Below are 13,486 nucleotides of genomic sequence, written 5' to 3'. Positions count from 1 at the left end.
GTGCGCAAGATCCTGATTGTCGGGGCCGGGCAGTCCGGCCTTCAGCTGGCGCTCGGCCTGCAGGACCGCGGGTACGAGGTCACGGTCATGTCCGACCGCGGCCCCGACGAGATCCGCGCCGGGCAGGTGATGTCCACGCAGTGCATGTTCGCCACCGCGCTGGGCCTGGAGCGCGATCTGGGCCTGGGCCTGTGGGAGGACGAGGCGCCGTGCGTGCACGGTCTCGGCGTCGCGGTCGCGGCACCGGACGGCACGCGTGCGATCGACTGGGTCGGCCGCCTGGACGGCTTCGCGCAGTCGGTCGACCAGCGGGTGAAGATGGCCGGGTGGCTGGAGCGGTTCGTGGACCGCGGCGGCAACCTGATGGTGCACCCGGTGTCGCTGTCCGATCTGGACTGGTATGCACGCAAGTTCGACCTGGTGCTGCTCGCCGCGGGCAAGGGTGCGCTGGCGGCGATGTTCGACCGGGATCCGGCGCGCTCGCCGTTCGAGCAGCCGATGCGGTCGCTGGCGGTGGCCTACGTGCACGGTCTCGCGCCGCGCCCGGACAGCGATCTGGCGCCGGTCGGCATCAGCGTGGTGCCCGGCGTCGGCGAACTCATCGTGATTCCGGCGCTGACCGGGTCGGGCCCGTGCGACATCCTGTTCTTCGAGGGGGTGCCGGGCGGGCCGCTGGACGCGTTCCAGGGCATCCGCGACCCCGAGGCGCATCTGCGGCTCACCCTGGATCTGATGCGCGAGTTCGTGCCGTGGGAGTACGCCCGCGCGGCCGGCGGCGTGGAGCTGACCGACGCGCGCGGCATCCTCGCCGGGCGCTACGCGCCGACGGTGCGCCGTCCGGTGTCGTCGCTGCCGTCCGGCGGGCTGGTGCTGGGCGTCGCGGACGCGGTGGTGGCGAACGATCCGATCACCGGGCAGGGCTCCAACACCGCGGCGCGGTGCGCGGCGGTCTATCTCGCGGCGATCGAGGACCGCGGTGAAGAACCGTTCGACCGGGCATGGATGGAGCGGACGTTCGAGGCGTTCTGGGCGCAGGCCGGGCGCCCGGTGACGGCGTGGACGAACGCGATGCTGGCGCCGTTGGAGCCGCATGTGCGGGAGCTGCTGGCTGCCGCGGAGCATCACCCCGTCCTGGCGGACCGTTTCGCCAACGGGTTCGACGAGCCCGCGGACTTCGACGCGTGGTTCTACACGCCGGAGCAGGCGCACACCTATCTGGCGTCGCTGGCCTGAGCGCGGGAATCGGGCAGGCTTCCTCAGCGGCGGCGGCCGCGGTGCCGGTGGGATCGGTTGGCCCAGCAGGTGCGGTGCCAGTGGCGGCGGTCCTCGACGGAGGTCAGGCCGTCGGCACGCCAGGCGACGATGTGCGGGGTGCCGACGGCGATCTCGTGGTCGCAGCCCGGGCACCGGTAGACCTTGCCCGCGGCGGCGCCGGTCACCGGGCGGACGATCCACTCGCCATCCCGGTCGGTTTCCCGTGCTTCCAGCCCGAACCAGCTGCCGCTGACACCGTCGGACCCGCCGTCGGACTCGGGGTCGGCGTCGGGGCGCGGGCGATGGTCGCCGCGGTCGCGGCGCTCGGGACGGTTTCGGCGTGGCACGTGACCAGGGTATCGGCGGGTTTCCGCCGGTAGGGAGTCGGAGAGCGGCCGAGCGGGTGACGGCGCCGCTCTCCGCCGGGTCGTGAGGCAAGTCCCTATTCCCCGGCCGCTCTTGGCGTGCCAAGCTCCCCCTGTGGTTCACGGTCGTGACGGGGGGTTAGCCATCGGCACCATGGTCCCCACCCTGCTGCGCCGCCGGGGCGTTTGCTGATGGCGGGGCTGTTCAACGCCTTCGGCCGGATCGGCGACAGCCCGGCGGAGCACGTCGCCGCCGTCGAGCGCGCCGCGCAGTTTCGGGCCAACGGCCATGCCCCGCGCGCCAAGCGGCAATACGAGCGCGTGCTGGCCAACATCGCCCGGCTCGGCACGCCCCCGAACCTGCACGAATCCCGGCGGCTGTCGCTCGTCGGCCTGGGTGAGATGGCCGTCGAGGCGGGCGCGGCGGATGAGGCGTTCGCGCACGCGGAGGCGCTCGCCGCGAACCCGTACTGGGTCGAGGACGCCGCGCGCCTGCTCGTCCATCCGCTCACCCTGGACCCCGAACTCCGTTCCCGGGCCAATGATTTGCGCTTCACGCTCGGCTACCGGCTGTTCTCGTCCGGGCAGCTCGCCGCGGTGGCTGCCGTGCTGCGCGCGCACGACGCGCGGGGGCCGCGCGAGACCGCGCTGCTCGGGCACGCGCTCGCGCGCGGCGGCGACCTGGCGGGTGCCGTCGAGGCGCTGCGCGGGGAGCCTGCCGTGCGGCTGCAACTCGGCCACGTGCTGGCCGCGGCCGGACGCCCGGCCGAGGCGCTGGCCGCCTACGACGCGGCGCCCGAGACCCCCGGCATCCAGCTGTACCGCGCGGATGTCCTGCTGCGGTTGGGGCACCTGCACCGTGCGAAGACCGATCTCGACCGCGCCGAGCCCGGAGCCGCGGTGTCCTACACGCGCGGCCGCCTCGCCTTGGCCGACGACGACCCGGCGACCGCACGCACGCACTTCTCCGCGGCGTTGGAGCAGGATCCGCGCTACGGTGCGGCCCGGCTCGGCCTCGGCATGGCCTGCGAACTCGACGGCAACCTCGTGCAGGCGCACGCGGCCTACGAGGACTACCGCGACACCACCCGCGTGGCGTCCCCGCGGCTCGCGGTGACCGCCGTCCGGACCGGCATCGGCGCGGACGCGGCCCTGCTCGACACGGTCGCCGACCCCTACCTGCGCGGACTCCTGCACGCGCACCTGCGGCAATACGACGCGGCCGTCGCCCGCTGGAACACGCTCGGCACCGCACCCGAAGCCCTCGCCGTCCTCACCGCCGCCCGCGCCGACCGGCTCGCCCGGGCGGCCTTCGACGCGGGCGACCGCACGACGGCCCGCACCCACTGGCAGGCGGCCCGCGACGCGGTACCCGGCGAACCCGCCTACCCGCTCGCCATCGCCGAAACGCACGTCCGCGACCTCGCCGGTGCCGCGGGACCCGACGCCGCGGCCGTGACCGCCCTGGGCCGCGCCGCACCGGACGACCTGCGGGCCCGCCGCTACGAAGCCCAGGCGGCACTCCTCGGCACGACCCCCATCCGCACCGCCGCCGGAACGGCCGAGCCGCGGGAACGGCAGGTCGAGACGGTCCTGCGCACCCTGCTCGACGGACCGCTGGCCGACGACTCCGATTCGCGCACGTTGCGCTGGCGCGCCGCCGCCTACCTGGAACTCGGCAAACCGGCGACCGCCGCGCGGCTCGCCGAGATCGCCGGCTCCCCCGCACCGCTCACCGACCTCGCCCGGCTCGCCTGGGCGGTGGAGCGCGGCGACCGGGAAACGGTGCGGACCCTGTCCGACCGGGTCACCGCCCGCTTCGCGACCGGACCCGCCGCCGTCGACCAGGCCTACCTCAATGCCGTCCGGGCCCTCGTCGCCGCCGACACCCGCGGCATGAGCCCCGCCGAGGCCACGCAATCCCTCACCCAGGCCGCCGAGTTCGCCCGCGGTACTCCCGCCGAAGGCCCGGTGGCCGCCGAGCGGGCCCGGCGGGCGCTCGCCGCGGGCGACGAAGCCGCCGCGCTCGCCGTGCTCGGCGAGCAGGGGCCGAAACAGCTCCAGGCGACGCTGCTGCAACGCGCCGCCGGACGGCACTTACGCGAGGGGCGACGGACCGAGGCGTACGTGCACATGCTGCGTGCCCTGCGTCTGGACGAGTCGCCGCCCGTGCTGTGGCGGACCGCACTGGTCACCGAGCAGTGTGCCCGGGCCGGCGCCCCGTTCGGGGACGTGTGGCGGCTGCTCGTCGGCACCTGGGCCGCGATGCTCTCCAGCCGCGCTTACTGGGACGATCTGGCCCGCCGCACCGGGCGCCCGGCCGATCCCGAACGCATCGCTGCGGCACGCGACTTCCACCGCGAGCGAATATCCCGCCTGATCGGCGAACGGGCTTCGGAGAGCCGCGACTTCCGCTCGCTGGCCACAACCTGGCGGCTGGAATGCGCCTTCCTGGAACGCGCGGAGCCGCTGCGCGCGCAACCCAGCGGGATCCTTCTCCTCGGTTACGGGCCGTGCCTCGCCATGGCTCTCGACCGCATCGTCAAGCGCATCAAGCGCTACGCGGCGCTCTGCGAGGACGCCGGCGCCTTTCCGGAGCTCTGGGCGATGCTGGGCGTCGGCCGCTACCCGTTCCTGCTCGACGAGGGCGACTACGACGCGGTCATCGACGAACTCGCGGGTACGAAGCCGACCGGCCCCACCGCCGACTATCTGGTCGCCGCGTACGCCGCCAAGATCACCACGTTGCACGGCCGTGCCGCGTGGGAGCCGTTCTTCGAACAGCTCGCCGTCGTGTGGGCCGACGCGGGTCCGGTGCGCGGCATGGAGTCGATGATCGCCGACGCCGCGCAGGCGCTCGCCAAAACGGCACTCGCGGGCGACGACCGGGCGGGCGCGGCGGAGGCACTGGAACGCGGCCTGCGGTACGCCCCCGGCGATGCGCGGATCATCGGCGACCTGGCGGCGACGTACAACGCCTGGGCGGCGATGCTGAGCCGCCGCGAGGAGACCGGGAAGGCGCACCGGCTGGTCGGCAAGGCGCTGGCGCTGTCCCCGCAGGAGCCGCTGTTTCGGGAGAACTACACGGTGAGCGCGTCCAATTGGGCGTCGAAGCTGATGCGTTCCGACCGGTTCGGCGAGGCCGCCGAGGTGCTCCTCGAACTGCGCGAGCGCCTCGGCGAGCCGAAGGAACTCGACCTGCTGTTCTACTGCCTGGCCCGGACCGACCGCCTCGCCGACGCGGCCCGCTACCTCGCCCCCGGCGCGGAGGCGGACAAGGCCTGGCGGGTGGCTGTCGGGCGCTACGCCTCCGAGGTCGCCGAGCAGGCCGCCACCTACCGCGGCCGCGACGGCATCCCGGCCGGGATCGACGTCCTCGAATACGCGATCGGCCGCCGTGACGACGCGCAACTCCGCTGGCTGCTGGTCAACTTCCTCATGGACCTGAAGCGTTTCCGGGAGGCCGCCGAGGCCATCGAGGACGCCCAGCGCCGCACGCCCCGCACCGATGATGTGGCAGCCGAGAACCTGGAGCGCATGCGCGGCCTGCTGCCGGTCGCCCGGCACAACCACGCCATGGCGCTCACCGACGGCGGCGACTACTCGGCGGCCATCACCCAGTTCCGGGCCGCGCTCGATGCGGGCGGGTCGGAGACCACACGCAACATGATGGCGCAGTGCTACGCGGTCTGGGCCGTCGACCGCACCAACAGCCGGGCCTTCCGGGAGGCCCGGACGCTGATCGACCAGGCCGTGCAACTCAAGCCGCATGATGCCGAGTTCCTCGAACTCCAGGGCAAAATCCACCTGCTGGCGCGAGGCTACTGACACGGCTGCGAGGAGGATCGTGGACGAATCCCTGTACACGCTGCTCGGCATCACCCCCGACGCCGACGCGAAAGCCGTGCATGCCGCCTACGCCCGCGCCATCACCCGCCACCGCGACCGGCGCCAGGAGATCACCCAGGCCCGGCAGGAACTGCTGCGCAACCGGCTGGAACACGACGTCCTGTACTACTTCGACCCGGACCTGCCCGACGACCCGGCCGCGGAACTCGGCGACGGCGGCGACCTCCTCGACCCGCGGCACCTCCCGCCCCTCGACCTGACCGCGATGTACCTGGCGTCCGACGCGGAACGCGCCCGCGACCACCGCCCCCTCCCGCCGCCCCCGCCCGTGCCGCTCCCGCCCTTCCCGCCGCCGGACCCGGACGACCTGCCCGCGCTGCGGCCGCCGCTGTGACCGCATCCGGCCGGGCGGCCGAAGCCCCGCGAGCCACCCCCGTGACCGACGAGGAGAGCCCGATGTCCGATCCCTTCCGGATCGACGAACAGCCCGTCCCGGTCGCCGGGGAGCCGCCCGGCGTCGACCTGTACGACGCGTTCGCGCGCCTCATGGAACGCCGCGCCACCCTCGAATCGCTGCTCGTCCAGGAACGCGACCGCATCGGCGCGGAACGCCGCGAACTCGCGCTCGGCCTCCTCGACGTGTGCGACGCCCTCGACCAGGTGCTGCTGCGCCAGCTTCCGCGCGAACTGTCCGGCGTCAGCGCCGCCGTCGACAAGCTCCGCGACAACCTCGAAGCCACCCAGCGGCTGATGCAGCGCAACCTCGACCGGCTGGGCGTGACCCGCATGCGGCGCAGCAACGTCGCCGACCCGGAACGCTGCGACATCGTCGCCGTCGAGGACCGTGCGGGACTGCCCGAAGACACCATCCTCGCCGAGGTCACCGCGGGCTACTGGCAGGACGGCGCGGTGCTGCGCCGCGCCCGCGTGGTGGTCAGCCGGCTGCCCGACACGCCCCCGGAAGCCCCCGACGTCCCGGCCGCCCCGGCACCGCCCGCGGACCCCCCTTATTCCGCGGCGCCCGAACCGCCCCGACCGCCCGAATCCCCCGATGACTCGGAAGGATGATCCGTGCAGCGCACGCTCGGCATCGACCTCGGCACCACCAACTCCGTGATGGCGTACCTGTCGCGCGGAGAGCCGAAGATCCTGCTCAACCGCCAGAACCGCGACTCGACGCCGTCCGCGGTGGCGCTCGGCAAGCGCGGCGACCTGCTCGTGGGCGCTCCGGCGCGCGGCCGCGGCGCCGAGGCGATCGTCTCGGTCAAGCGCTTCATGGGCCGCCGGTTCGACGACGCGGAAGTGCAGGCCGCCTTGGACCGGGTCGCCTACGACCTCGGCCGCAGCCCGGACGGCGACGTGCAGGTGCGCCTCGGCGGCCGCGACTACTCGCCGATCGAGGTGTCCGCGCTGATCCTGCGCCGCCTCAAGCTGGACGCCGAGCTGCGCACGCACGAGGAGTTCAACCGGGCGGTGATCACCGTCCCGGCGTACTTCGGGGAACGCCAGGTCGCGGCGACCCGCGAGGCGGGCCGGCTGGCCGGATTCCAGGTCCTGAAGATCATCAACGAGCCGACCGCCGCGGCGATCGCGTTCGGCCTGACCGCGGACGCGGGCGACGAGCCGCGCACGATCCTCGTGTACGACCTGGGCGGCGGCACGTTCGACATCTCCATCCTGCTGCTCGTGCAGGGCATGATCGACGTGATCGGCATCCGCGGCGACAACCTGCTCGGCGGCGACGACTTCGACGACCTGCTGCGCCGCCGGCTGAGCGAGGCCGCCGCCGCGGAGCACGGCGTGGACCTCGCGGACGACGTGTCGGCGCAGGTGCGGCTGCGGTCCGCGGCCGAGGAGGCGAAGGTCGCGCTGTCCGACCAGCTCGCCACCGACATCGTGCTGCCCGCGCTGGGCCGCGAGGCGATCAGCCTGGACACCGAGGTGTCGCGCGAGGAGTTCGAGGCGCTGGTCGGGCCCGCGATCGACCGCACCGTCGACCTGGTGCGGCAGGCGCTGGCCGACGCGCACTTGGACGTGGCGTCGGTCGACCAGGTGCTGCTGGTCGGCGGGTCCACCGCGATCCCCATGGTCGAGCAACGGCTGACCGCGGTGTTCGGCGCGGGGCGGATCCGCAAGGACGTCAACCCGATGCAGTGCGTCGCGGTCGGCGCGGCGATCCAGACGGCGCTGCTGGCGCACATCGAGTGCCCGTCGTGCGGGCTGTCCAACGCGCTCCAGGACGAGGCGTGCGCGTGCGGGGCGTCGCTTGTCGGCAGCCGGAAGGTGGATTGCGCGACGTGCTTCCTGCCGGTCGACGCCACCGCCGCGGCCTGCGGCAAGTGCGGCACGGCGGTGGCGGACAGCCCCGCCGCGCCGACGGCTTCCGCCGGGCCGTCCGGGGTCGAGCCGACCGCCGAACTGTGGGCGTGCGACCGCTGCGGCAAGGCCAATGCGCCGGAAGCCAAGGCCTGTTCGGTGTGCGGGGCGACGGCCGCCGACGCCGGGCTGCGCTGCCCGGCGTGTGCCCGCGTCAATCCGACGGGTGTGGACGACTGCGTGGGCTGCGGCGCCGCGATGCCCATCTCGAATCCGCAGGACATCACGCCGAAGGACCTCGGGGTGGAGCTGGACGACGGCCGGATGAGCGTGGTGATCCCGAAGGGCACCACATATCCGACGTCGAGCCCGGTCAGCCGCGACTTCCGCACCGCGGGCGGCGGGTCCACCCGCCTGGAAGTGTCGGTGTACGAAGGCACGCACGACATCGCCGAGTTGAACGAGCTGTGCGGCCACGTCAACGTGCAGCTCCCGCCCGACCTGCCCAACGGGACGCCGCTGACCGTGTCGTTCGGCCTGTCGGGCGACCGGACGATCACCGTGTCGGTGCACGTGAAGGCGCCGGGCATGCAGCCGCACACCGTGCAGCTCCAGCGCTTCGGGCGGCTCGACCCGGCGAAGCGCAGCGAGATCTCCGAGGTCCGGGAGGGCGTCGTCGGGTTCCTGGACGCCTGGGACCGCGAGATGACCGAGCGGGAGCGCAGCCAACTGCTGGCGTCCGTGCAGCAGTTGGAGGGGATCCTGTTGGAGGGTCCGGGGAGTGAGCCGGTCGACCGGGAGATCCGGCGCACCCGTGAGCAGCTCGCCGCGGTGCGGGAGATCCGCGGGGTGTCGGCGCAGTTGTCGGTGACGTTGGCGCTCGCGGGGAAGTTCCTGACCGCGGAGCAGAACGTGTCGCTGGCGTCGTACCGCGAGCAGCTCAAGGCCACGCGCGAGCGGGGCGACTGGATCGCGGGTCTGGCGACCGCCGAGCAGGCCCGCAGCGCGTTGGCGGCGCTGCCGCAGGTGATCTCGATGATCGTGGACTGCCGGGCGTTCGCCGGTCAGGGCGACCTGTCGCCGGGCCTGACGATGCGCGTCAACCAGCTGATGAGCCGCCTCGACGACGCGGTGGAGGCCGACGACACGATGGCTTTGGACGCGGCACTGAAGGAGCTGCCGGAACGCTGGTCCGAGGTCATGACGGAACTCGCCGAGGACCGCCGCGGCCCCGCGGGCCCGGTCAAGCCGACGGATCGGGGGAACTGATGGTCCGCAGCGGGCGGGGACGGCGGCAGAGCGGCAAGGGGCGAGGACGGACGAGTCGGCCGACGGAGCGGACGGCCCACGGGCCGGTGACGGGCGGGTCGGATCCGGGCGCGGACACGGACCCGGGCAGGACGGCGGACCTCGGCCGGGTTGTCGGCGCGGGCGGGGGCCCGTCCCTGGCGGGCGAGGACGGCCGCGGAGGCAGCGCGCCATCCGACGCGGGGTCGGACACGAACGCCGGCGCCGGGGCGCCGCCCGCCGCCGCCCCGGCACCTGCCGCCACCGCGCCGACGCACACCGTGCTCCTGCCCTCCGCCACCGCGGACGACGGCGCGTCGCCGCGCGTGTGGCAGCCGGAGCCGCCCGTGTGCCCGGTGTGCCGCATCCCGCCCGCGCCCGGCGCGACGACCTGCCCGGACTGCCGCGAGGACCTCGCCCCGCTGCTGTTCCTGCGGTCGCGCGCGGACCGCGGCTACAACGCGGCGCTCGCCGACGCCGTCGACGGCCGCCACGCGGCGGCTCTCGACGAACTCCGGTGGGTCCTCGCCGACAATGCCCGACACGTCCCGGCCCTCGTCCTGCTCGGCAAGGTGCATGCCCGGCTCGGCGCCGACACGGACGCCCGCGCGGCCTGGCAACGCGCACTCCGCCTCGCACCGGGACACGAGACCGCCACCGCGTGCCTGGGAGCCCTGCCCGCCGCCAAGCCGACCTCGGACGGTTGAGGCCGACGGCCGACGGCCGACAGCCACAGCGCCGACTCGGAACTCCCTTAACCAGCCTGCCGGTTGGGAGCAGGCGCAGGTCGGGCGGCCCGCGGTGGGCAGCAGTCGGCGCATGCCGGTTGGGGAACGGCCTGCGTGGGACGGCCTGCGTGGGACGGCCCGCGCTTGGCGGCGGTCGGCCCCGGTGCTTCCGTGCCCGGCGTGCGCGGGCTGGTGCCCGGTGGACGGGTCGGCATGCCGCTTGTCAGGCGGGGTGCGCCGACCGGCACACGGCGCTTCGGCGGGCGAGACGCTTCCCGTAGCGGCCTCGCGCGCCTCCTCCCGCCGCCCCGCCATGACGCCTCCCCACCCCGCAGCGTCCGCCGGAAACGCGACACGGCGGCCGCGGGATCCCTGGCAGAGGATTCCGCGGCCGCCGTGGTCTGCCGCTTCCGGGGCCGGCCCGCGCCCGGTCGGCTGCTCGCCGGCCGGCGGGCCGGCGCTTGCCGCGCCGGCCCGCCGACCGTTCTGCCTACTTCTTCGCGTAGTCGCGGAAGCCGCGGCCGGTCTTGCGGCCGAGGTAGCCCGCGGTCACCAGGTGCTCGAGCAGCGTCGCGGGCGCCCAGCCCGGCTCGCGGAACTCGGCGAACAGCACCTGCTCGATGGCCAGCGACACGTCCAGGCCGACCACGTCGAGGAGTTCGAACGGGCCCATCGGGTAGCCCGCGCCGGTCTTGATCGCGGTGTCGATCTCGTCGGCCGTCGCGTAGTTGGCCTGGAGCATCTTGACCGCGTCGTTCAGGTACGGGAACAGCAGCGCGTTGACGATGAACCCGGCCCGGTCGCCGCAGTCCACCGCGTGCTTGCGGGTCCGCTTGCACACCTCGTGGATGGTCGCCACGACGTCGTCCGACGTCGTCACCGTCCGCACCACCTCGACGAGCTTCATCACCGGCGCCGGGTTGAAGAAGTGCATGCCGACGACGTCCTCGGGACGCTTCGTCGCCATCGCGCACTCGATGACCGGCAGCGACGACGTCGTGGTGGCGAGCACCGCGCCCGGCTTGCAGATCTCGTCGAAGTTCTCGAACAGCGCCTGCTTGACCGAGAGTTCCTCGACCACGGCTTCGAGGACCAGGTCGGCGTCGGCCAGGTCGTCCAGCTTGGTGGTGCCGGTCACCCGGGCGAGGGCCGCGTCGCGGTCCGCCTCGGCGAGGCGGCCGCGCTGCACCTGCTTGTCGAGCGAGCGGGTCAGCGCGGTGACGACCGCCTCGACCTTCTGCTCGCTGCGCGCCACGAACGTCACGGTGTAGCCGGACTTGGCGAACACCTCGACGATGCCGGTGGCCATCGTGCCGGAGCCGACCACGCCGACCACGTCGACCTGGCGCGGCGTCCCGGCGACCGCGGCGGAGCCGGCGGCGTCCGCGACGACGACGGACGAGCCGGGCTCTTCGTACCGGTAGAAGCCGCGGCCGCTCTTGCGGCCGAGCAGGCCCGCGGTCGCCATCTGCTTGAGGATCGGCGCGGGGGCGTGCAGCCGGTCGCGGGACTGGCGGTACATCTGCTGGAGGATGTTGTACGCCGTGTCGATGCCGACCAGGTCGAGCACCGCGAGCGGGCCCATCGGCAGGCCGCAGCCGAAGCGCATCGCGGCGTCGATGTCCTCGCGCGTCGCGTACTTCTCCTCGAACATCGCCGCGGCATGGTTGAGGTACGCGAACAGCAGGCCGTTGGCGATGAACCCGGCGCGGTCCCCGGCGACGACCGGCGACTTGCCGAGCTTCTCGGCGAGCGCGACGACGTCTTCGAGCACCTCCGGCTCGGTGACCACGGTGCGGACGACCTCGACGAGCTTCATGACCGGCGCCGGGTTGAAGAAGTGCAGGCCGACGACCCGCGCGGAGCGGCCGGTGGCGACGGACAGCTCGGTGACCGACAGCGACGACGTGTTGGTGGCGAGGATGGTGTCCGCGCGGCAGATCTTGTCGAGCTGCGCGAAGATCTCCAGCTTGGCGTCGAGCTGCTCCGGTATGGCTTCGAGGACCAGGTCGGCGTCCGCGACCGCGCCGAGGTCGCTCACGAGGCTGATGCGGTCGAAGATGGCGCGCTCGTCGTCCTCGGTGAGCTTGCCGCGCTCGACGGCCCGCGCCGTGGAGTGCTTGATGCGGGCCCGGCCGCGTTCGACCGCGGCGTCGTCGACCTCGACGCCGACGACGGTCACGCCGCCGCGGGCGAGGACCTCGACGATTCCGGCACCCATGGTGCCGAGGCCGACCACGCCGACCGTAGTGATGTCACGCGCCATCATGCGCTCCTTGAATGCCGTCTCCCGGAGAAGGGAGTACGCCTTGAGGGTTGCCCTGAGGGTTCAGCGGTACTGCAGGTTTTCCTCGGGTTACCGCCTGGTAATCCCGTTGCTGCGGGGAGTATGGCAGGCCCGGCTTTGCACCGGAATTCCCGGGTTTCCCGAGATGCGGAGACGTGGCCGGAAACGCCGGCCGTGACGGTGGGGATCTTCCTGCGCGCGGCCTGGTTCGAGGCCGTTTCCGACGAGGCATGGATCGCCGAGCACCCTGGTGTGCCGTACGGGTTGTGCCCGTCACGGTCACTTTTGTCGCCATGCTACTGGGGCGTAGGCAGAGCCTGCGAGTAGGGACGGCGCATCAGTGTGTCAGCGAACGCGCATTCCGCTTTACTTGCTGCCCGTCCGCTCTGCCGCGTCTACCCCGCGCGCCCTGCCGCCGCCCCGCGCGTGAGCGGCGTCTCCTCCCCCACCCGGGTCAGCTTCTCCGGGTTGCGGACGTAGTAGATCCCGGCGATCCGGCCCTCGGACACGGCGATGGCCATGACACCGTCGAGCACGCCGTCCAGATGCACGGCGAGACCCGGCTGGCCGTTGACCTCGGCCGCCGTGATGGCGATCGCCTCGTCGACCTTGCCGCTGCCGCCGACGATGTAGCGGGCCACCTTGTCGGCGCCCACGACCGCGCGGCGCCCGGCCTTCTTGATGCCGCCGCCGTCGCCGACCAGCACCACGTCGGGCGCGAGGACGTCGAGGAGCCCCTGCGGGTCGCCGGTTTCCAGGGCGCGCCGGAACGCCTCGACCGCGGCCCGGTTCTTGGCAGCGGAGACGACCTGGCGGGGCCGCCGGGCGTCCACGTGGCGGCGGGCCCGGTGGGCGATCTGGCGAACGGCGTCGGGGGTCTTGTCGACGGCGGCGGCGATGTCCGGGTAGCCGACGTCGAAGGCCTCGCGGAGCACGAACACGGCGCGTTCGGTCGGCGACAGCGTCTCCAGCACCAGCATCATCGCCATCGACACGCTCTCCGCGAGTTCCACGTCCTCGGCGACGTCGGGCGCGGTCAGCAGCGGCTCGGGGAGCCACTCGCCGACGTAGGACTCCTTGCGGCGCTTGAGCGTGCGCAGCCGGTTGAGCGCCTGCCGGGTGGTGATGCGGATCAGGTAGGCCCGCCGGTCCGTCACGCGCGCCAGGTCGACGTTCGCCCAGCGCAGCCACGTCTCCTGGAGCACGTCTTCGGCGTCGACGGCCGAGCCGAGCATCTCGTAGGCGACGGTGAAGAGGAGGTTGCGGTGGGCGACGAACGCCTCGGTCGCGGGGTCGGCGCCGTGGACTTCGCCGGGCTTGCCGCCCTCGCTGGGCACGCCGATTTCATCGGGTGCGCCGACTTCGGCGGCGTTGCTGGCGTCATGCATGGCGGGGACCTC

General features: G+C 73.4%; 9 protein-coding genes. 6 read left to right on the top strand and 3 right to left on the bottom strand.

The features are described from left to right. A complete protein-coding gene (locus ACPA54_RS22160; RefSeq protein ID WP_423532389.1) occupies window positions 1–1,233 on the top strand; it encodes a styrene monooxygenase/indole monooxygenase family protein in 1,233 nt (410 codons plus the stop codon). A gap of 23 nt (window positions 1,234–1,256) precedes the next feature. Here the strand turns inward: ACPA54_RS22160 and ACPA54_RS22155 are convergent, their stop codons facing one another. Then, on the bottom strand, window positions 1,257–1,601 hold the full coding sequence (locus tag ACPA54_RS22155; protein WP_423532387.1) for a hypothetical protein: 345 nt from the start codon (window positions 1,599–1,601) through the stop codon (window positions 1,257–1,259). Window positions 1,602–1,811: 210 nt separating this feature from the next. On the opposite strand from ACPA54_RS22155, the gene ACPA54_RS22150 reads away from it, so the two are divergent. The 5 genes from ACPA54_RS22150 (at window position 1,812) to ACPA54_RS22130 (ending at window position 9,778) form a co-directional block, all read left to right on the top strand. Continuing rightward, window positions 1,812–5,447 (top strand): hypothetical protein, encoded by a 3,636-nt coding sequence (locus ACPA54_RS22150; RefSeq protein ID WP_423532386.1) that lies wholly within the window; start codon window positions 1,812–1,814, stop codon window positions 5,445–5,447. A 19-nt stretch (window positions 5,448–5,466) separates the two neighbouring features. After that, window positions 5,467–5,862 (top strand): hypothetical protein, encoded by a 396-nt coding sequence (locus tag ACPA54_RS22145; protein WP_423532384.1) that lies wholly within the window; start codon window positions 5,467–5,469, stop codon window positions 5,860–5,862. Window positions 5,863–5,924: 62 nt separating this feature from the next. Then, on the top strand, window positions 5,925–6,536 hold the full coding sequence (locus tag ACPA54_RS22140) for a nucleotide exchange factor GrpE (RefSeq protein WP_423532382.1): 612 nt from the start codon (window positions 5,925–5,927) through the stop codon (window positions 6,534–6,536). A 3-nt stretch (window positions 6,537–6,539) separates the two neighbouring features. After that, entirely contained in the window at window positions 6,540–9,053 is a 2,514-nt protein-coding gene (locus ACPA54_RS22135; protein WP_423532380.1) for an Hsp70 family protein, read from the top strand. Window positions 9,054–9,139: 86 nt separating this feature from the next. Continuing rightward, entirely contained in the window at window positions 9,140–9,778 is a 639-nt protein-coding gene (locus tag ACPA54_RS22130) for a hypothetical protein (RefSeq protein ID WP_423532379.1), read from the top strand. 511 nt (window positions 9,779–10,289) lie between these two features. On the opposite strand, the gene ACPA54_RS22125 is transcribed toward ACPA54_RS22130, so the two are convergent. After that, window positions 10,290–12,065, bottom strand: coding sequence for a 3-hydroxyacyl-CoA dehydrogenase family protein (locus ACPA54_RS22125; protein WP_423532676.1), 1,776 nt, complete (start codon window positions 12,063–12,065; stop codon window positions 10,290–10,292). 416 nt (window positions 12,066–12,481) lie between these two features. Beyond that, the gene (locus ACPA54_RS22120; RefSeq protein WP_423532377.1) at window positions 12,482–13,474 is read right to left on the bottom strand and encodes an RNA polymerase sigma-70 factor; all 993 of its coding nucleotides are present in this window, start codon (window positions 13,472–13,474) and stop codon (window positions 12,482–12,484) included. Between the last annotated feature and the right edge of the window lie 12 nt (window positions 13,475–13,486).

The organism is Uniformispora flossi (genome assembly GCF_049534875.1).
Taxonomy (GTDB): Bacteria; Actinomycetota; Actinomycetes; order Streptomycetales; family Streptomycetaceae; genus Yinghuangia; species Yinghuangia aomiensis.
This window is presented reverse-complemented; position numbering and strand designations above follow the sequence as displayed.

Coding starts and splice junctions, on each gene's coding strand:
- ACPA54_RS22150 (WP_423532386.1), top strand. CDS start 1,812: ATGGCGGGGCTGTTCAACGCCTTCGGCCGGATCGGCGACAGCCCGGCG.
- ACPA54_RS22120 (WP_423532377.1), bottom strand. CDS start 13,474: ATGCATGACGCCAGCAACGCCGCCGAAGTCGGCGCACCCGATGAAATC.
- ACPA54_RS22125 (WP_423532676.1), bottom strand. CDS start 12,065: ATGGCGCGTGACATCACTACGGTCGGCGTGGTCGGCCTCGGCACCATG.
- ACPA54_RS22140 (WP_423532382.1), top strand. CDS start 5,925: ATGTCCGATCCCTTCCGGATCGACGAACAGCCCGTCCCGGTCGCCGGG.